Below are 19,267 nucleotides of genomic sequence, written 5' to 3' on the forward strand. Positions count from 1 at the left end.
GCCGCAGGCCCCGTCCTCACGCAGGCGTGCTCAGCTCGCCCCGTTGACCCGGTCGACGGCCTGCCGGGCACCGGGCAGCGAGGAGACCGAGCCGCTGGACGAAACCGCCGCGGGCGGCTGCTCCCCGGCCGGCTTGGCGTGTGCGGCGGTGGTGCGGACGGAGCGCAGCCGGTGGCTCACCGCCTCGTCCAGGGTCACCGCCCGCTGGGTCTGGGCGGCGAGCCGCCCCGCCTCCTGACCGAGCCGGGCCACGTCCTCCCACGGCAGCCGCACCACGAGCCTGAGCTCGGCCTCCCCGTCCGGCGTCGCCTGCACCGCAGGGGTCACTCGCTCGTCCATCGCCTGTTCCTCACGTCGGCCCCGCGGCCCCTTCCCCACGCCGCGGGCGGTTGATGTGAGATACGCACGGCCGGCCGCCGGTGTTCACCGGGGCCCGCGCCGGGCAGGAGTCCCTTCGTGGTCATCCCCGTCCATGATGTGAACCCCGCGCGTCGCACCCCGTGGGTGACGTACGCGCTGATCGCCGCGAACTTCGTCGTCTTCCTGGTCCTGACTCCCGGCGTCGCGGGCTCCCTGACCGGGGAGAGCGGCCTGGCCCAGCTCTGCGACCTCCAGGCGTTCCTGGAGCGCTACGCCGTGATACCCCAGGAGCTGATCCACCACCGGATGCCGCGCATGGTGCCGACCGGCGACGTGGGCATCGGCCCCCAGGGCCCGGGCTGTGTGGTCGGCCCGCCGGACTACGAGAAGTCGCCCGAGCTGAGCGTGCTCACCGCGATGTTCCTGCACGGCGGCTGGCTGCACCTGCTGGGCAACATGCTCTTCCTGTGGATCTTCGGCGACAACGTCGAGGACCGCATGGGCCACGTCGCCTACCTGCTCTTCTACCTGGTGTGCGGCTACGCGGCCACCTACGTCTTCGCCCTGGCGTACGCGGGTTCCAGCGAGCCGCTGATCGGCGCCTCGGGGGCGGTCGCCGGGGTCCTCGGCGCCTACCTGGTCCTCTACCCGAGGGCCAGGGTGTGGGTGCTGGTGCCTTTCCTGATCTTCCTGCCGCTGCGGCTGCCCGCCTGGCTGGTCCTCGGCTCCTGGTTCGTGCTCCAGGCGGTGTACTCCTCCGGCGCCGGCGTCTCGGAGGCCGGCACCGTCGCCTACCTGGCCCATGTCGCCGGCTTCGTCACCGGCATGCTGATCGCCTGGCCCCTCCGCCCGGGAACGTCCCCGCCCCGCCCACCGGACCACCCGCTCTACGGGCGGCAGGCCCGGTGGACCTGGTAGCCCGGCACCCGCATGTCCCCGCCGCCCGGACCGGTGCCGGCCCGGCGGGTGCCGCGGCACCCCGGTCGGTCAGCGGGCGGTGCGGGTGTGGACGTACTCCACGAGGCGGGTCAGGGCGTCCGGGTCGGTGGCCGGCATCACGCCGTGGCCGAGGTTGAAGACGTGGCCCTCCAGGCCCGCCGCGGAGTCCAGGACCTCCTGGGCCTTGGCCTCGACGGCCTCGCGGCCGGCGAAGAGCACGGTCGGGTCGAGGTTGCCCTGGAGCGCCTTGCCGGGGCCGACCCGGCGCGCGGCCTCGTCCAGCGGGACGCGCCAGTCGACGCCGACGACGTCCGCGCCGGCCTCGCCCATCAGGCCGAGCAGCTCGCCGGTGCCGACGCCGAAGTGGATGCGCGGGACGCCGTAGCCGGCCACGGCCTCGAAGACCTTCGCGGAGGCGGGCAGCACCGAGCGCCGGTAGTCGGCGGGGGCGAGCGCGCCTGCCCAGGAGTCGAAGAGCTGGACGGCGGAGGCGCCGGCCTCGATCTGCACCTTGAGGAAGGCAGCGGTGATGTCGGCGAGGCGGTCCAGCAGGTCGGCCCAGAGCGCGGGGTCGCCGAACATCATCGCCTTGGCGTTCTCGTAGGTGCGGGACGGGCCGCCCTCGACCAGGTAGCTCGCGAGGGTGAAGGGGGCGCCGGCGAAGCCGATCAGCGGGGTGGAGCCCAGTTCGCGGGTGAGCATGCCGACGGCCTCGGTGACGTAGGAGACGTCCTCCGGGGTGAGGTCGCGCAGGCGGGCCAGGTCCTCACGGGTGCGCACCGGCCGCTCGACGACCGGGCCGACGCCCGGCTTGATGTCGAGGGCGATACCGATGGCCTTGAGCGGGACGACGATGTCGCTGAAGTAGATCGCCGCGTCCACGCCGTGCCGGCGCACCGGCTGGAGGGTGATCTCGGTGACCAGGTCGGGCCGCATGCAGGACTCCAGCATGCCGATGCCCTCGCGCACCTTGCGGTACTCCGGCAGTGAGCGCCCGGCCTGCCGCATGAACCACACCGGGGTGTGCGGCACGGGCTCGCGCCTGCACGCCTTGAGGAAGGCGCTGTCGTACGTGGGGTTGGCTCGCTGGCCCGTCGGGCTGGTGTTGGCACTCACACCGGCAAGTCTCCCACGGCCCGCGGACCGGCTCCGGAGGACCCCGGCCGCTCCCTCGCGTGCCGCGCAGGGCCGCCAGACGGCCACCGTTCCTCTCCCGGCCCGGCGCACGGCCTCCCGGCAGTCCCGGCTCTCCCCCGCGGCCCTCGGACACCCCGCCCGCCTCCGACGGCACGGGAACGCCGCGGTCGCGGGGCACCGGTGGCAGTCAGGGGTGTCCCTCCCTGCGCCGGAGCGCGGTTCCGCTTAATCTTCCCCGCATGGCTGCGGCTCAGGGACGACTGTCGGACGGCGCTGGCGGAATGGACGAACCGAAGGACACCGGGGAGGACTCAGGTCAGGGGGGTGCGACCCCGTTGCCCTTCCGGGCCGCGGTGGACGCGTTGCGGAGTGCGCGGCTGCGGCCGCAGATCGAGGTGGAGCCGACCCGCCCGCCCAAGCGGCTCGCTCCGTTCGCGTACGCGCTGGAGGCGGCGGTCGTCGACGGCGACCAGGATCTGGCCGACGGACGGCTGGTGCTGCTGTACGACCCGGCCGGGCACGACGCCTGGCGGGGCACGTTCCGGCTGGTGACGCTGGTGCGGGCGGAGCTGGAGCCGGAGATGGCGGCGGACCCGCTGCTGCCGGACGTGTGCTGGTCGTGGCTGACCGGGGCGCTGGCGGCGCGCGGACTGACCTACGGGGAGCCGAGCGGGACAGTGACGCGGGCCAGCTCGCACTACTTCGGCGGGCTCGCGGAGCGTCCTTCGGCCTCGCAGATCGAGATCCGGGCCTCGTGGACGCCGCGCGAGGGTCTCGGCGGGGTGCCGGACGCGGCCGCTCACCTGGTCTCCTGGTGCGATCTTCTGGCGCAGGTGGCGGGGCTGCCGCCGGCCGGTCCCGGCGACGCGTCGGTGGTGACGCTGCCGCAGCGGCGGGGGCCCCAGTCGCGCTGAGCGACGGCGCCCGGGGCACTCTGCCGCCGTTCAGGGGAATCACTTTGTCGATACGGCCACTTTCGTAAGCGTTACGACGCCTACCGAAACCGTTCGGTCTTCGAATGATCGATCGCGTGTCCGAATTGCACGAATTGTTACTCACCGATTCGTGATCATTCTCTAAAGGACACCCGGTTTGCTGCCGAAGACGACTGTGACCTTGAAAGCACGGTTCGTCCCGGCTTCACCCCCACGAGCCGGCCCCGTCCCGCACCCCAGGAGGCCTGGTGTCCGTTCTCCTCGAGCAGCCCGCAAGCCTGGTCGCCTACCGCCCGAACAAGCCGACCGCCATGGTGGTCGTGGCCGACCCGCGTGTCCGCTCCACCGTCACCCGACACCTCTGGGCGCTCGGTGTGCGCGATGTCATCGAGGCCTCGTCCGTCGCGGAGGCCCGCCCCCGCATCGGCAACCCGCGTGACATCTGCGTCGCCGAGGTCCATCTGCCGGACGGTTCCGGCCTCACCCTGCTGTCCGAGACCCGTGCCGCCGGCTGGCCCAACGGGCTCGCCCTGTCCGCCGCCGACGACATCGGCGCGGTACGCAACGCCCTGGCCGGCGGAGTGAAGGGCTACGTCGTCACCGGCACCCGCACCAACCTCGGTCTGCCCACCCGGCCCGGTGCCGCCCCCATCGGCGCCGCGGCCGCCCGGCTGCACCGGCGTCCCCCGGGCGCCCCGAGCCACCCGGGCGGCTACCGCGAGCTGTCCGGCCGCGAGGTGGAGGTGCTGCGGCTGGTGGCGGAGGGGCAGTCGAACAAGGCGATCGGCGTCTCCATGGGCCTGTCCGCGCTGACCGTCAAGAGCCACCTCGCCCGCATCGCCCGCAAGCTCGGCACGGGCGACCGGGCCGGGATGGTCGCGGTGGCCCTGCGAACCGGCATCATCCACTGACCGCGGCCGTGCCGCTCCCCCTGCCCCTGCCGGGCCACTTGGCGGTCCGCCCCCCGGAGTGACCGGAATCCGACCCTCCCCCGCCCGCCGACGGAACGTTCCGTCGGCGGGCGGCTTCATGACCCGGATACTCTTGACATGTGACCGACGCCCACGACACCGCAGCAGACACATCACTGCGAACCACCGGAGGCGCTCCTCCGGACGACGACGGATCTTCTGCTACGGAGGCGCCGATCCCCTTGCTGGAGCCCCGCGACGGCATTCCGCCGGTGATCGCGGACGAGGCCGCCCTCGCCGAGGTGATCGCCGCCTTCGCCGCCGGCACCGGACCCGTAGCCGTCGACGCGGAGCGTGCCTCCGGCTACCGCTACGGCCAGCGCGCCTATCTGGTGCAGCTGCGCCGCGAGGGCGCCGGTACCGCGCTGATCGACCCCGTCGCCTGCCCCGACCTGTCCGGCCTGGGCGAGGCGCTGTCCGGGACCGAGTGGGTGCTGCACGCCGCCACGCAGGACCTGCCCTGCCTGCGCGAGATAGGGATGGTGCCCACCCGCCTCTTCGACACCGAGCTGGCCGGACGGCTCGCCGGGTTCCCCCGGGTCGGCCTCGGCGCCATGGTGGAGAACGTGCTCGGCTTCGTCCTGGAGAAGGGCCACTCCGCCGTCGACTGGTCCACCCGGCCGCTGCCGGAGCCCTGGCTGCGCTACGCCGCGCTCGACGTGGAGCTGCTGGTCGATCTGCGAGACGCGCTGGAGAAGGAGCTCGACCGGCAGGGGAAGCTGGAGTGGGCCCGGCAGGAGTTCGACGCGATCGCCTCCGCGCCGCCGCCGGAGCCGCGCAAGGAGCCCTGGCGGCGCACCTCCGGCATGCACAAGGTGCGCCGGCGCCGGCAGATGGCGGTGGTGCGGGAGCTGTGGCTGACCCGGGACCGGATCGCGCAGCGGCGGGACGTCTCGCCGGGCAAGGTGCTGTCCGACGCGGCCATCGTGGAGGCGGCGCTGGCGATGCCCGCGGACACGCGGGCGCTGGCGGCGCTGAACGGCTTCGGGCAGCGGGTGAGCCGGCGGCAGCTGGAGCAGTGGCAGGCGGCCGTCGACCGGGCGCGGGCGCTGAGCGAGTCCCGTCTTCCGCAGCCCGGTCAGCCCGTGACCGGCCCCCCTCCCCCGCGCGCCTGGGCCGACAAGGACCCGGCCGCCGCGGCCCGTCTCCAGGCGGCCAAGGCCGGCGTCACCGGACTGGCCGAACAGCTGAACATGCCCCAGGAGAACCTGATCACCCCGGACACGGTCCGCCGCGTCTGCTGGGAGCCTCCGGCGGTCATCACCCCCGACTCCGTGGCCGCGGCCCTGACCTCCCACGGCGCCCGCCCCTGGCAGGTCGAACTGGTCACCCCGGTCCTGACGGAGGCACTGACCACGTCCGCCTCCGGCTAGGCCGGCCCCGAAGGGGCGAGGGGAACCGCGCGACCAGCCACGGCGACACCCGCACCCGGCACGCAGCGGGAAGCCCCCTCGCAGGTGCCGGGCGCAGGTGCCGCTCTCCGGCGCCGGCCGGGTGCCGCCGCGCCCCCGGCCGGCGCGCGCACCCGCACCCGGCGTACGGCGGAAAGCCCCCGTTACGGCGCCATCTCGTACGCGCCCGACAGGGACTCCACGCGCTGCCAGACGCGGTCGGAGCGGGCCTCGTCGGCGGCCGGGCGGCGGACCGCGCTCAGCGCCCACGCCTGCTGCGTCTTCGTCGCCGAGTCCTTGCCGTGGAGTTCGATCGCGTGGGCGGAGAAGTCGCGGATGAGGACGGCGAAGAGTTCGTCGAGGACGTCCTCGTCGAGGGAGGTGAGCCCCGCCTGCTCGAGGATCAGCTGGGCGTGCACGACGAGGGCGAACAGCTGGCCGACCGCCAGCAGCAGGTCCAGGTCCTTGCTCTGCTCCTCGTCCGGGGCAGCCGTGGTGACGAACTCGCACAGCGCGTCCGCCTGCTCCCGGAAGCGGGCGACGTTGGGCAGGTGAGCGTACGCGTCGAAGGCCGTGCGCCAGTCGTGGAAGCGGATGGAGCCGAGGCCGCGGGCCGGTCCCTGCCGGAAGAGGAAGTCGTCGTCGGCCGCGTCCAGGCGGGTCGGCACGGGCGGATAGTCGGCCGGGTTCAGCAGGTGGTTGCGCATGAACTTGAGGATCAGCGCGAGATTGACGTGGACCGTCCCCTCCAGCTTCGGCAGTCCCCGGATCTCGACCGCGGCCTGCCCGAAGTAGTTGTCCTTCTCGAAGCCCTTGGCCGCGATCACGTCCCACATCAGGTCGATGACCTTCTCCCCCTCCGTGGTGACCTTCATCTTGGTCATCGGGTTGAAGAGCAGGTAGCGGCGGTCGTCGGGCCCGGCCGAGCGGAAGTAGTCGACGGCGCGGTCGCTGAACAGCTTCATGCCGACGAGGCGCACGTACGCGTCGGTCAGCTCGCGGCGGACGTGCGGGAAGGCGGTGACGGGACGCCCGTAGAGGATCCGGTTGTGCGCATGGGTGACCGCCTCGTACATCGCGTGCTCGCAGATGCCGATGGAGGCGGTGCACAGGTTGAACTTGCCGACGTTCACGGTGTTGAGGGCCGCGTCGAAGGCGGCGCGGCCGGTGTGCAGCACGTCCTCGGCACGGACCGGGTAGTTCTCCAGGCGGAACTCGCTGACGTACTTCGAGGAGTCGACGACGTTCTTCACCAGGTGGTACGCGGGGTGGCGGCTGTCGGCGGCGAAGAAGACGTAGCCGTCCGGGCCCTCGACGTCGGTGCGGCGGCCGAAGACGGAGACCAGTCCGGCCGCGTTGCCGTTGCCGATGTAGTACTTGGAGCCGTTCGCGGTGAAACCGCCCTGCCCGTCGGGCTCCAGGAGCATGTCGGTGGAGTAGATGTCGGCCCCGTGCGCCTTCTCGGACAGGCCGAAGGCGAACACCTCGCCCTGGTCGAGGAGTTCGGCGGCGCGGGCGCGGGCGGCGGCGTTGCCGCTCTGCCAGACCGGGCCGAGGCCGAGGATGGTGACCTGCCAGGCGTACCAGTAGTCGAGCCCGTAGAAGCCGAGTATCTCGTTGAGGGCGGCGATCCGGGCGGTGTCCCAGCGCTTGTGCTCCTCCCCCTCGCCCGCGGCGGCGGCCGGGGTGAGGAAGGTGGCGAAGAGCTTCTCCTTGGCGGCGAAGGCCAGGAAGTCCGCCAGCCAGACGCGGGAGCGGTAGTCCTCGATGAGCCGTCGCTTGCCGCGCTCCTCGAACCAGTCGACGGTGGCGCGCAGCAGCCGCCGGGTCTCTGGGTCGAAGTGGGCCGGGTCGTAGGTGCGCGGATTGAACAGCAGCGGGTCCGTCATCGTCGATCGCCTTTCCGGCGTGAGGGTCGAGGTGGAAACGAACTGGAGAACGAAGAAGCCTGCGGGGTCAGGGCCGGCGGTCCGGGTCGTCGCCGAGCCGGCGCAGCGTGGCCAGGACGTCGTCGAGCCAGGCGAGGGTCATGCGCTCGTAGGCGATGCCGCCGCGGAGCACGACGTGCTGGAGCTCCCGGCCGGGGTCGGTGCCGGCCGGTGCTCCGGGGCCGGTGAAGTCGCGCTGCTCGCCGGCGAGGTAGTGCGCGAGCCGTTCGCTGTGGGCGGCCCGGTGGCGTTCGACCTCGGCGATCAGTGCGGCCGGGTCGTCGAAGGCGGCGCCGCGGATCTTCACGGCGAGCTCGTGCCGGATGCTCTCGGGCTCGCTGGGCTCGTGCAGCCACCGGGCGAGCGCCTCGCGTCCGGCGGCGGAGACGGAGTACTCCTTCTTGTCCGGCCGCCCCTCCTGGGGCACCTCGCGCACATCGACCCAGCCGTCCGCCTCCATGCGCTTGAGGACGCGGTAGATCTGCTGGTGGGTGGCGGTCCAGAAGTGCCCGATGGACCGCTCGAAGCGCCGGGAGAGCTCGTAGCCGGAGCCCGGCTTCTCCAGCAGGGACACGAGGATCGCGTGGTCGAGGGCCATGCCACGATGCTCTATGCAACTCGTTGCATAGAGCAAGTCCGCGACGGTGAGACACGGCTCACCGCGACGGTTCCGGGCCACCCCTGAACACTCCGCCGACGGGTGCATCCGTGTGACCTTCGCCGCTCGTTCGCCCAGGGGTGGGCAGCCACGTTACTCATAAGTAGCATGATGCTTAAGCAAGCGCTCAGCATCCCGTACCTGGAGGAGAGCCATCGTGCCTCGTACCGTCAGGGACGTCGTCTTCGTCGACGGCGTCCGCACCCCGTTCGGCAAGGCGGGCCCGAAGGGCATCTACCACGAGACCCGTGCCGACGACCTCGTCGTCAAGGCCATCCGGGAGCTGCTGCGCCGCAACCCCGGTCTCGACCCGAAGGAGATCGACGAGGTCGCCATCGCCGCGACCACGCAGATCGGTGACCAGGGTCTGACCATCGGCCGCACCGCCGGGATCCTCGCGGGTCTGCCGCAGTCCGTGCCGGGCTACTCCATCGACCGCATGTGCGCCGGCGCCCTGACCGCCGTGACCACGGTGGCCGGCTCCGTCGCCTTCGGCGCGTACGACGTCGCCATCGCCGGCGGTGTCGAGCACATGGGCCGCCACCCGATGGGCGAGGGTGTGGACCCCAACCCGCGCTTCGTCTCCGAGAAGCTGGTCGACGAGTCCGCCATGTTCATGGGCATGACCGCGGAGAACCTGCACGACCGGTACCCGCAGATCACCAAGCTGCGCGCCGACCAGTACGCGGTGCGCTCCCAGGAGAAGGCCGCCAAGGCGTACGCCAACGGCAAGATCCAGGCCGACCTGGTGCCGGTCTCGGTGCGCCGCACCAACCCCGAGGGCGGCGAGACCGGCTGGGGCCTGGTCACCGCCGACGAGCCGATGCGCCCGGGCACCACCCTGGAGAACCTGGCGAACCTCAAGACGCCGTTCCGCGTCCACGGCCGGGTCACCGCGGGCAACGCTGCCGGTCTGAACGACGGCGCCACGGCCTCGATCATCGCCTCCGAGGACTTCGCCCGCGAGCACGACCTGCCGGTCAAGATGCGCCTGGTCTCCTACGCCTTCGCCGGCGTCGAGCCCGAGGTCATGGGCTACGGTCCGATCCCGGCCACGGAGAAGGCGCTCGCCCAGGCGGGCCTGTCCATCTCCGACATCGGCCTGTTCGAGATCAACGAGGCCTTCGCCGTCCAGGTGCTGGCCTTCCTCGACCACTACGGCATCGCCGACGACGACGAGCGCGTCAACCAGTACGGCGGCGCCATCGCCTTCGGCCACCCGCTCGCCTCCTCCGGCGTCCGCCTGATGACGCAGCTGGCCCGCCAGTTCGAGGAGCAGCCGCACGTCCGCTACGGCCTGACCACCATGTGCGTGGGCTTCGGCATGGGCGCGACGGTCATCTGGGAGAACCCGCACTTCGACGGAGGCAACAAGTGAGCACCACCGCTGAGCTGTTGAAGGGCGCGGCCGAGCTGTTCCCGGACGAGGTCGTCACCCAGGCGCACGTGCGCCACTTCGACCTGCCGCTGGGCGCCGGGCGCTTCGCCCTGATCACCCTGGACAACGGGCACGACCACACCAAGCCCACCACCTTCGGGCCCCAGTCGCTGGCGAACCTCAACGCCGCCCTCGACCAGGTGGAGAAGGAGGCCGCGGACGGCGAGATCGCCGGCGTCGGCATCACCGGCAAGCCGTTCATCTTCGCCGTCGGCGCCGACCTCAAGGGCGTCGAGCTGCTGAAGCGGCACGAGGACGCGCTGGCCATCGGCAAGGGCGGCCACGAGGTCTTCAAGCGGCTCTCCAAGCTGGCCGTGCCGACCTTCGCCTACTACAACGGCGCCGCCATGGGCGGTGGCGTCGAGGTCGGCCTGCACTGCACCTACCGCACGGTGTCCGCCGCGGTTCCCGCCTTCTCGCTGCCCGAGGTCTTCCTCGGTCTGGTGCCCGGCTGGGGCGGCTGCACCCTGCTGCCGAACCTGATCGGTGCCGACAAGGCCGTCTCGGTGATCATCGAGAACAGCCTCAACCAGAACAAGCAGCTCAAGGGCAAGCAGGTCCACGAGCTCGGCATCGCCGACGCGATCTTCGAGGGGGCGGACTTCCTCGAGCAGTCGCTGATCTGGACCGCGAAGGTCCTCAAGGGCGAGATCGAGGTCGAGCGCCCGGTGATCGACCGCGGCGAGGCCTGGGACCAGGCCGTCGAGCGCGGCCGTGCCTTCGCCGACTCCAAGGTGCACGGCGCCGCCCCGGCCGCCTACCGCGCCCTGGACATCATCGCCGCCGCCAAGAACGGCGACCTGCAGCAGGGCTACGACGCCGAGGACCAGGCGCTCGCCGACCTGATCATGGGCGGTGAACTGCGCGCCGGCATCTACGCGTTCAACCTGGTGCAGAAGCGCGGCAAGCGCCCCGCGGGCGCCCCGGACAAGAACCTGGCCCGCCCGGTCACCAAGGTCGGTGTGGTCGGCGCCGGTCTGATGGCCTCCCAGCTCGCGCTGCTGTTCGTGCGCCGCCTGGAGGTGCCGGTCGTGCTGACCGACATCGACCAGGAGCGCATCGACAAGGGCGTCGGCTACGTCCACGCCGAGATCGACAAGCTGCTCGGCAAGGGCCGCATCAACCAGGACAAGGCCAACCGCCTCAAGGCGCTGGTCACCGGTGTCCTGGACAAGGCCGAGGGCTTCGCGGACGCGGACTTCGTGATCGAGGCCGTGTTCGAGGAGATGGGCGTCAAGCAGCAGGTGTTCGCCGAGGTCGAGGCGGTCGCCCCGGAGCACGCGATCCTCGCCACCAACACCTCCTCGCTGTCGGTGTCGGAGATGGCGTCGAAGCTGAAGCACCCCGAGCGGGTCGTCGGCTTCCACTTCTTCAACCCGGTCGCCGTGCTGCCGCTGCTGGAGATCGTCCGCGGCGAGAAGACCGACGACGCGTCGCTGGCGACCGCGTTCGCCGTCGCCAAGAAGCTGAAGAAGACCGCGGTGCTGGTGAAGGACGCCCCGGCGTTCGTCGTGAACCGCATCCTGACCCGCTTCATGGGCGAGATCCAGAACGTCATCGACGAGGGCACCCCGGTGGAGACCGCCGAGAAGGCCGTCGAGCCGCTGGGGCTGCCGATGTCGCCGCTGGTGCTGCTCGAGCTGGTCGGCCCGGCGATCGGTCTGCACGTCTCCGAGACGCTCAACAAGGCGTTCCCGGACCGCTTCAAGGTCTCCCCGAACCTCAAGGCGGTCGTGGAGGCGGGCAAGCGCGGCTTCTACGTCTACGACAGCGGCAAGCCGGAGCTGGACCCGGAGGTCGCCGCGCTGCTGAAGCAGGGCGACACGGTCCTCACCGAGGAGCAGGTGCGCGCCCGCGTCCTGGACGCGGTGGCGCAGGAGATCGGCCTCATGCTCGAGGAGGGCGTGGTCGCCGAGCCGCAGGACATCGACCTGTGCCTGATCACCGGCGCCGGCTGGCCGTTCCACCTGGGCGGCATCACGCCGTACCTGGACCGTGAGGGCGTCTCCGAGCGCGTCAACGGCAAGCGGTTCCTGGCCCCGGGCGTGGCGAGCGTCCCGGCGTAACCGCCGTCCCTGCGAAGGGGGCGGGCCGCACGGATAACGATCCGTGCGGCCCGCCCCCTTTCGTCACACAGGTACCGATAGGATCTCCACACCATCCCACCACCTGTTCACACGAACATCGTGTTGTTTCGCTGAGGAGTCCCCGTGGCGTCCACCCGCCGCCGCCCACCCCGACGCCGGGTCTGGCCCAAGATACGGCTGCTGCTGGTCGTGGCCGTGCTCGCCGCAGGCGCCACGGTGACGTACCCGTACTGGAAGCCCCTGTACAAGAAGGCGAATCCGGATCCGCCCGAGCTGCTGGTGCGCTACCGCACCGACACCCCGGCCACGGCTCCCGCGGCCAGGCCCTCGCTCGAGGTGTTCAACAAGACGGACAAGCCGCTGCCGCTCAGCGACGTCACACTGCGGTACTGGTTCACGGCGGACGAGTCCGCGTCCTACGCCTTCAACTGCGTCAACGCCGCCTTCGGCTGCTCGAATCTGGCGGGCCGGGTGGTGGAGATGGACAAACCGGCCGGAAACGCCGACCGCTATCTGGAGATACGGTTCAGCAGGGCCGCGGGCACGCTGCAGCCGGGGGCCAACAGCAAGGGCATCGACCTGCAGCTGTTCCGCACCGACCACAAGAAGCTCGATCAGGCCGACGACCGCTCCTTCGACGCGAAGATGACCAGCTACCGCGAGGCGCGGAAGGTCACCGCGTACAACAAGGGCGTGCTCGTCTGGGGCGAGGAGCCGGACGGCACCAAGCCGGCCGACGACCGCTCGAAGGCGAAGGCCACCGCGGCCGCCGACCCGGTGCCGGAGGTCCCCGAGGGCGTGCTCTTCGACAACTTCGACTACCTCGGCGCCAAGGACCCGGCCCTGTTCAAGCACGGCTGGCTGGTGCGCACCAGCAAGGGCGGCCCCGGCATCGAGAACACCTGGTCGGCCGACGGCGTCACCTTCCCCGGCGACGAGCAGGCCCTGAACTCCGGCCAGGTGCTGCGGCTGCGGGCCAGCACCGACGGCACCGAGGCGGGCACCAAGCAGGCCAGCCTGGGCACCGCTGCGAGCAAGTTCCGCGAGGGCACCTACGCGGCCCGGATCCACTTCAGCGACAAGCCCACCACCGGTGACAAGGGCGACCACGTCAACCAGACCTTCTACACCATCGGCGGCAAGGGCGCGGCCTACAGCGAGCTGGACAACGAGTACATGCCCAACGGCGGCTGGGGCCGCCCCGGGCCCAAGCTCGACACGGTGACCTGGTACGACCACAAGACCAACGACCGCGTCTACCAGACCACCAACAAGAGCCTCGACGCCTGGCACACCGTGATGATCCGGGTCAAGGACGACGTCGTCTCCTACTGGATCGACGGCAAGAAGCTGTTCGTCAGCAGCGGCAAGTACGCCCCGCGCGCGGGAATGTCGGTGAACTTCAACCACTGGTTCATCGACCTGCCGTTCAAGGGCGAGCGGGCCTGGGACATGAAGGTCGACTGGCTCTACTACAACGCGAACGACACCCTCTCGGCGAAGGAAGTCCAGGCCCAGGTCGAGGACTTCGCCGAGAGCGGCAGGAACTACTTCGACACGGTTCAGGAGTCATAAGTGGGCAAGAGGCGGGCGGGCGCACACGGTCGTGCCGCTGCGAGTGACAGGCCGGTGGTCAGCCGCCGGGCCGCGCTGCTGATGGGCGGAGCGGGCGGTGTGGCGATGGCGGGCGGTGGCGCCTGGCTCGGCAATGTCGCGGCCCAGTCCGCGGCCGCCCCGCAGGCGGCGGCCGAGGGGGCGATCGGGGGGCTGACCACTCCCCCGCCCTACGCTCCTTCCGGCCGGCGCCCCAGGAACCGCCGGGCCTCCTGGTCGCAGCAGTTCCAGGACGGACACGGCTGGAAGGCGGGCGGCGCGGGCACGGCCTCGGCCGAGGTGAACGACACGAGCCAGTTCGTGCGGGGCACCCAGTCGGTGCGGGTGACCACCAACGGCACCGGCAAGCAGTCCTACGTCCGCAGGACGGGCATGGCCGAGGTGAACGCGACCGGCAAGATGATCCGGCTGCTGTTCCGCGTCGACGACGTGAGCAACCTGGCCAAGATGGTCTTCTACCTGGGCAGCGGCGGGCTGACGAACTACTTCGTCTGGAACTTCCACGTCCACTCCAAGACCGCGGCCAACTATGTGCAGTCCGGAGAGTGGGTGACGGTCCACCTGCAGTGGGCGGATGTCAGCGGCGCGGCCGGCGCGTACAGCATCTCGGCCGCGGGCAAGCCGTCCACCACCACCGGCTTCACCGACATGTCGTTCGCGGTGTACGACGACGCGGGCGGGCAGGTGACCTACCGGCTCCAGGCCGTGGAGCTGATACCGGACACCACCGGTGTCTTCCCCAAGGGTGTCGTCTCCATCACCTTCGACGACTCCCACAAGTCGATCCACGACCTGGCCCGGCCGATCATGGACTCCTTCGGCTTCCCGGGCACCATCTACAACATCGCCGACGCCATCGGCACCGGGAGCTTCCTGACCGTCGACCAGATGCGGTCCATGCAGAACTTCTCCGGCTGGGAGATGGCCGGGCACTCCTACGCCAACGAGGTGCACACCAAGAGCTACCCGAAGCTCACCGCGGAGGAGGCCGACGAGGACTTCCGCAAGCTGCGGGAGTGGCTGGTGTCCAACGGCTTCACCAGCGAGCACTTCGCCTACCCGCACGGGGCGTTCCAGAAGACCAAGGACGGCGTCCCGGTCGACCTGATCGCCAGCCGGCACTTCACCACCGCCCGCTCGATCATCTCCGAGACCATCGAGTCCTTCGCCCCGGCCAACCCCTACCGGCTGAAGTCGCTGACCGGCATCACCGACGGCAAGGGCATCGGCGGCACCGCGCTGTCCCAGCTGACCGAGGAGGGCGGCAGGCTCGACCGGTGCGCGGAGAGCGGCGACTGGCTCATCCTGTGCCTGCACAAGATCGTCGAGGGTACGCCGAAGACCAGCACCGAGATCGGCACGGCGGGGCTCACCAAGCTGATGCAGGAGCTCGAGGACCGGGACATCCCGGTGGTGACGGTCGAGGAGGCGATGGCCTACTACAAGTAGGCGCGCACGACACGTCGTGGCGGACGTGCCGAAGGGGCGGCCCGATCAGGGCCGCCCCTTCGTCGTGCGGTGGTGCGGACCGGGGGCACCGGCGTCCGCGCCGGCGGCTACCAGCCGCCGCCCTGACCGCCGTTCTGCGGCCAGTCCGGGTCCTGCGGCGGGTGGCCGGGGTGGTGCGGGCCGCGCTGCTGCGGTGCCTGGGGATGCCCCTGCTGCGGCGGGTACGGCTGCTGCCCCTGCCGCGGGTATGGCTGCTGCCCCTGCTGCGGGTACGGCTGCTGGTGGTGCTGCGGCGGCGGATAGGACTGCTGCTGCGGGTACGGGCCCGGCTGGGCACCGCCCTGCTGCCACTGCCGGCCACCGCCGTAGCCGGCCGACGCGGGTACCGGGGCCGGGGCCGGGGCGGGCGCCTGGGCCGCCGCGGGGGTGCCCCAGCGGACGGGCTGCTGCGGCATGTTCTGGTGCAGCTGCTCGTCGTACCCGGGCAGCGGCTGCGGCTGGCTGGGAATGTAGGCGGGGCGGGGCCGGGTGCGCAGCGCCACGCCCTCCAGGCGCATCAGCTGCAGCGTCTCGGTGACCTTCTTGTCGGAGTAGGGGTCTTCCTCCTCCCAGATCTCCGTCATCTCGGCCTCGTGGTCGCCGCCCACGGACACCTCGACGCCGCCCTGGCGGGTGCCCCAGCTGCCCTTGTGCAGGGTGAGCAGGGCGTAGAAGCGCAGCGGGGTCAGCAGGAACAGCTGGATCAGGCCGTACAGCGGGGCCAGCAGGAACATGCCGAACCGCTTGATGAAGCCCATGCCGCGGCGCGGGAAGTCCAGGTAGCGGACGTTGCGCAGATAGCCCATGAGGACCATGAACAGCGCGTAGTCGGCGATGTGGTCGAGGAACCGGGACGGGTGCATGATCGGCAGGATGACCATGGAGTAGAACATGGCCGAGCCGAACACCAGCCACAGGCCGAGCTCCATGCAGGTCAGCCAGAAGGCCGGGCGGTACTTCTTCTGGTGCCGGAAGGCCCACAGGGACTCGCGGAAGAAGGACTTGTTCCAGCGGACCTGCTGGCGCAGGAAGTGCGGCAGCTTCTCGGGGACGGCGGTGTAGCCGACCGCGGTCTCCTGGAAGACGACCTGGCCCTCCATCAGGCAGTAGTTGGTCATGCGGCGGTCGTCGCCGAAGACGGCCGGCTTGCCCAGGAACTGCTGGTTGAGGAAGTCCGGCAGGTACTTGCGCACCAGCGAGCCGCGGTACGCCGACAGGGCGCCGCAGCAGCACAGGACGGACTTCAGCCGCGAGTAGGCGGCCCGCTCGAAGAGGAAGGAGTTGCCGTAACGCAGGTCCTGCAGGCGGGTGAAGACGTTGCTGTCGTGGTTGAGCGCGAGGACCATGCCCGTGGAGGCCATGATCTTCTCGTCGGCCAGCGGCAGCAGCAGCTCACGGACCGTGTCCCGGGAGAGCACGGTGTCGGAGTCCACGCACAGGAAGATGTCGGAGTACGGGGCCGCCTCGAAGCCGAGCGCCAGCGCCTCGCGCTTGCCCTTGTTCTCCGGCTGGACGCTGACGGTGTACTTGACGCCCTTGGCCTCGAACTCGGGGCGCAGCTTCCGTGCCGCCCGGATGCCGGCCGGGTCGGCGCTGCAGTCGTCGATGATGTGGATCTCGTTGGGCAGCCTGCTCTGTGCGAGCAGGGAGCGCATGCCCTGCTCGAACATCACCGGGTCCTCGTTGTAGATCGGGATGACCGCGGTGACCCAGCACTCCTCGAGGTACTGCAGTTCCTCGCGGCCCGCCTTGGCGGGACGGTAGAAGAGGGCGCCGAACATCTTCAGGCCCAGCAGGCCCATGGCGCCCATGGAGTACAGGTGCAGCGAGTCGGAGTCGAGCCGGGTGGCGATGACGGCGGCGATGGCGATGAAGAAGAGGTACGAGACCTTCAGGTGCCGTCGTTTGCGATGGGCTCGGCGCCCGTCGGAGTCGACGGCTCCGGGTATGTACGTATCCTCAGTCGTCACAGCTTGACCACCCGGGGATGATCGGAGGTCTTTCCGCGGGTGTCGAACAGCTTGCGGGCGCGGTCGGCCAGCATGTCCAGGTCGATCTCCCGGTGGGGCTGGAGCAGGATGGTGAGGTCGGCGGCCCCGGCGGCGGCCAGGTAGTCGCCGGCGCGCTCGATCGTCTCGCCCCCGACGGTCCAGTGTTCGACGTGCGGGTCGAAGTAGACCAGGTCGGCGCCGCGCGCGATCAGGTTCTCGGCGACCGCGAGGGCGGGGCTCTCGCGCTGGTCGGAGATGTCCGGCTTGTAGGTGACGCCGACCAGCAGCACCCGGGAGCCGCGGACCGCCTTGCCCTCGTCGTTGAGCAGGTCGGCGGCGCGGTTGACCACGTGCACGGGCATGCGCTGGTTGATCTCCTGCGCCAGCTCCACGAAGCGGAACGGGATGCCGAGCGAACGCACCTTGTAGGACAGGTAGTTGGGGTCGATCGGGATGCAGTGCCCGCCGACGCCGGGCCCGGGGTAGAAGGGCGCGAAGCCGAACGGCTTGGTGGAGGCGCAGCGGATGGCGTCCCACAGGTCCACGCCGATCTCCCGGCAGAACATCGACATCTCGTTGACGAGGGCGATGTTGACGTGCCGGTAGGTGTTCTCCAGCAGCTTGGCCATCTCGGCCTCACGGGTGCCCTTGGCCTTGACCACGCGGGCCACGAAGCGCTCGTAGAGGGCGCGGGCGGCCTTGGTGCAGTCGGCGGTGACGCCGCCGACGACCTTGGGGGTGTTCTCCAGGCCGAAGGAGGCGTTGCCCGGGTCGATGCGCTCGGGCGAGAAGGCGAGGTGGAAGTCCCGGCCGGCCTTGAGGCCGCCGGCCTCGAGGCGGGGGCGGACCACCTCGTCGGTGGTGCCCGGGTAGGTGGTGGACTCCAGCACGACGAGGGTGCCCGGCCTGAAGTGGGTGGCGATGTCCTCGACCGCGGCGTGCACGGCACCGAGGTCCGGGGAGCCGTACTCGGTGAGCGGGGTGGGCACGCAGACGACGACGGCGGCGGCTTCGGCGATCTCCTCGGGCCGGTCGGACGCGCGGAAGCCCTGCTCGAGCATCGAGGCGACCTCGGCGTCGGTGATGTCGTCCACGTGCGAGCGGCCGCTGTTGAGACCGTCGACCACCTGGCGGCTGCGGTCGAGGCCGACCACCTTCAGTCCGGCTGCGGCGGCGGAGCGGGCCAACGGCAGCCCCACGTAGCCGAGTCCGACAACGACAAGATCCGTCGTGGAGGATCTGCTCACGACACCATTCCCCAACCCCGTTGCTCGGCCACGAGCAGGCCGCACGCGGGCAGCGCGAGCCCCGGCTCGTCCTTGCGCCGGGTGATCATCAGGCTCCCCGTGGACGGGGTGAACGTGGCCGCCACCAGCTCCCTGTTCGAATCCAGGGCGAGGCCCACCCGCGCGTCATCGGGCAGCCGCGGCCCCGACTCGGTCCACCGGGCCCCGCCGACTCCTGCTCGGCCGGATACGCGGCGAAGGCCCCGACCGCTCGCCGACCGCTGGGCCGGCACGGTGCAGTCGTGCCCCCCGGTCAGACAGCGCACGGCACGCACGGGCCCCGGCCCGGCCGCCGCGAACAGCGCCACGGGCTTCTCCCCCGGCCGCCGGCGCACAACGCCCCGCCCGCGTCCGTGAAGAAGGCGGTCGTACGCTCCGCCGACGTGGCCGGCGCACACGACGTCCCCGGCTCCACACCGGCGTCGGTCCCCTCCCCCGGCACCGGGCGCTTCCCCGCCTCCTCCTGACGCCAGTGCAGCAGCCTCCCCGCCTCGGCCCCGTACAGCTCCACCCGGCCCGACTCTCCGGTGACGGCGGCCAGGTGCCCCTGCACGTCCTCTCCCCCGAGACCGGCCCAGGCCCCCGGCCGCCCTTCTCCTTCCGGGCGAGCAGGCTCACCCCGCCGTTGTTGTTCCGCACGAAGACATGGGCCCGCCCCTGGGCGTCCACGGCCACGGCAGGAGTCGCCGTCCTGCCTCCCTTGTCGTCCGGATGCCCCACGGGGGCGGAGTCCAGCGCCGCAAGCCAGGGCCGGAAGTGGGTCGAGTGCACCAGCCCCGCCTCCCCGGAGACGGTGGGCCGCCAGGCCACCGGATGCGTGTACCGGTCGGGGCCCTGCCCGAGGGCCGCCCCCGGCAGCAGCCGCTGCGGCCCGCCGGCCCTCCGCGGCGACTCCCAGGGTCCGCCAGGAGCAAGCTCCGCTCGGCACGGCACGGCGTCGTCCGACGGCAACAGACGACGAGGCGGCCGTCCCGACCGCACAGAAGCCAGTCGCCGTTCACCCGTCTCACCCTGAAGGGCCCGTCGCCGCGGCCGTCCCGCCGG

Annotated in this window: 14 protein-coding genes and 1 pseudogene; 8 read left to right on the forward strand and 7 right to left on the reverse strand. The window is 71.2% G+C overall.

Translation table 11 applies throughout. From position 1 onward, the window contains the following. Nucleotides 1-30 precede the first annotated feature (30 nt). Nucleotides 31-339: a hypothetical protein gene (locus tag HCJ93_RS09505; protein ID WP_167993029.1), complete on the reverse strand. Its 309-nt coding sequence runs from the start codon at nt 337-339 to the stop codon at nt 31-33. 117 nt (nt 340-456) lie between these two features. Here HCJ93_RS09505 and HCJ93_RS09510 point away from each other — a divergent pair, with 117 nt between their 5' ends. Then, nucleotides 457-1,278 (forward strand): rhomboid family intramembrane serine protease, encoded by an 822-nt coding sequence (locus HCJ93_RS09510; protein WP_167993031.1) that lies wholly within the window; start codon nt 457-459, stop codon nt 1,276-1,278. A 69-nt stretch (nt 1,279-1,347) separates the two neighbouring features. Here HCJ93_RS09510 and hemE read toward each other — a convergent pair whose 3' ends face one another. Next, nucleotides 1,348-2,415, reverse strand: coding sequence for a uroporphyrinogen decarboxylase (gene hemE / locus HCJ93_RS09515; RefSeq protein WP_167993033.1), 1,068 nt, complete (start codon nt 2,413-2,415; stop codon nt 1,348-1,350). 260 nt (nt 2,416-2,675) lie between these two features. Between hemE and HCJ93_RS09520 the strand changes: the two genes are divergently transcribed. From HCJ93_RS09520 to HCJ93_RS09530, 3 genes are all read left to right on the forward strand, one after another. Further along, complete coding sequence (locus HCJ93_RS09520; RefSeq protein ID WP_167993035.1) at nt 2,676-3,350, forward strand: DUF3000 domain-containing protein; 675 nt, start codon at nt 2,676-2,678, stop codon at nt 3,348-3,350. A 269-nt stretch (nt 3,351-3,619) separates the two neighbouring features. Further along, complete coding sequence (locus tag HCJ93_RS09525; protein ID WP_004923664.1) at nt 3,620-4,282, forward strand: helix-turn-helix transcriptional regulator; 663 nt, start codon at nt 3,620-3,622, stop codon at nt 4,280-4,282. Between the two features lie 140 nt (nt 4,283-4,422). Continuing rightward, complete coding sequence (locus tag HCJ93_RS09530) at nt 4,423-5,715, forward strand: ribonuclease D (RefSeq protein WP_167993037.1); 1,293 nt, start codon at nt 4,423-4,425, stop codon at nt 5,713-5,715. Between the two features lie 182 nt (nt 5,716-5,897). Here HCJ93_RS09530 and HCJ93_RS09535 read toward each other — a convergent pair whose 3' ends face one another. Beyond that, entirely contained in the window at nt 5,898-7,622 is a 1,725-nt protein-coding gene (locus tag HCJ93_RS09535; RefSeq protein ID WP_167993039.1) for an acyl-CoA dehydrogenase family protein, read from the reverse strand. Between the two features lie 67 nt (nt 7,623-7,689). Beyond that, nucleotides 7,690-8,259: a PadR family transcriptional regulator gene (locus HCJ93_RS09540; RefSeq protein WP_167993041.1), complete on the reverse strand. Its 570-nt coding sequence runs from the start codon at nt 8,257-8,259 to the stop codon at nt 7,690-7,692. 217 nt (nt 8,260-8,476) lie between these two features. Between HCJ93_RS09540 and HCJ93_RS09545 the strand changes: the two genes are divergently transcribed. From HCJ93_RS09545 to HCJ93_RS09560, 4 genes are all read left to right on the forward strand, one after another. Beyond that, nucleotides 8,477-9,697, forward strand: a complete 1,221-nt coding sequence (locus HCJ93_RS09545; protein WP_167993043.1) for a thiolase family protein — start codon at nt 8,477-8,479, stop codon at nt 9,695-9,697. Further along, nucleotides 9,694-11,823: a 3-hydroxyacyl-CoA dehydrogenase NAD-binding domain-containing protein gene (locus tag HCJ93_RS09550; protein WP_167993045.1), complete on the forward strand. Its 2,130-nt coding sequence runs from the start codon at nt 9,694-9,696 to the stop codon at nt 11,821-11,823. Before HCJ93_RS09545 ends, HCJ93_RS09550 begins: the two co-directional genes overlap by 4 nt. Nucleotides 11,824-11,967: 144 nt before the next feature. Further along, a complete protein-coding gene (locus HCJ93_RS09555; protein WP_167993047.1) occupies nt 11,968-13,419 on the forward strand; it encodes a cellulose binding domain-containing protein in 1,452 nt (483 codons plus the stop codon). Between the two features lie 54 nt (nt 13,420-13,473). Continuing rightward, nucleotides 13,474-14,907 carry a polysaccharide deacetylase family protein gene (locus tag HCJ93_RS09560; protein ID WP_167993054.1) on the forward strand — a complete coding sequence of 478 codons (1,434 nt, stop codon included), beginning with the start codon at nt 13,474-13,476 and terminating at the stop codon, nt 14,905-14,907. Between the two features lie 107 nt (nt 14,908-15,014). Here the strand turns inward: HCJ93_RS09560 and HCJ93_RS09565 are convergent, their stop codons facing one another. From HCJ93_RS09565 to HCJ93_RS09575, 3 genes and pseudogenes are all read right to left on the reverse strand, one after another. Further along, nucleotides 15,015-16,916, reverse strand: coding sequence for a glycosyltransferase (locus HCJ93_RS09565; protein WP_309141356.1), 1,902 nt, complete (start codon nt 16,914-16,916; stop codon nt 15,015-15,017). Next, nucleotides 16,913-18,184, reverse strand: coding sequence for a nucleotide sugar dehydrogenase (locus HCJ93_RS09570; protein WP_167993056.1), 1,272 nt, complete (start codon nt 18,182-18,184; stop codon nt 16,913-16,915). The genes HCJ93_RS09565 and HCJ93_RS09570 overlap by 4 nt, the downstream gene beginning before the upstream one ends. After that, nucleotides 18,181-19,224: pseudogene (locus HCJ93_RS09575) on the reverse strand (hypothetical protein). Before HCJ93_RS09575 ends, HCJ93_RS09570 begins: the two are co-directional and overlap by 4 nt. Between the last annotated feature and the right edge of the window lie 43 nt (nt 19,225-19,267).

It is taken from the genome of Streptomyces composti (assembly GCF_012034205.1).
In the GTDB taxonomy this organism is placed as follows: Bacteria; Actinomycetota; Actinomycetes; order Streptomycetales; family Streptomycetaceae; genus Streptomyces; species Streptomyces composti.

Coding starts and splice junctions, on each gene's coding strand:
- HCJ93_RS09505 (WP_167993029.1), bottom strand. CDS start 339: ATGGACGAGCGAGTGACCCCTGCGGTGCAGGCGACGCCGGACGGGGAG.
- HCJ93_RS09520 (WP_167993035.1), top strand. CDS start 2,676: ATGGCTGCGGCTCAGGGACGACTGTCGGACGGCGCTGGCGGAATGGAC.
- HCJ93_RS09535 (WP_167993039.1), bottom strand. CDS start 7,622: ATGACGGACCCGCTGCTGTTCAATCCGCGCACCTACGACCCGGCCCAC.
- HCJ93_RS09540 (WP_167993041.1), bottom strand. CDS start 8,259: ATGGCCCTCGACCACGCGATCCTCGTGTCCCTGCTGGAGAAGCCGGGC.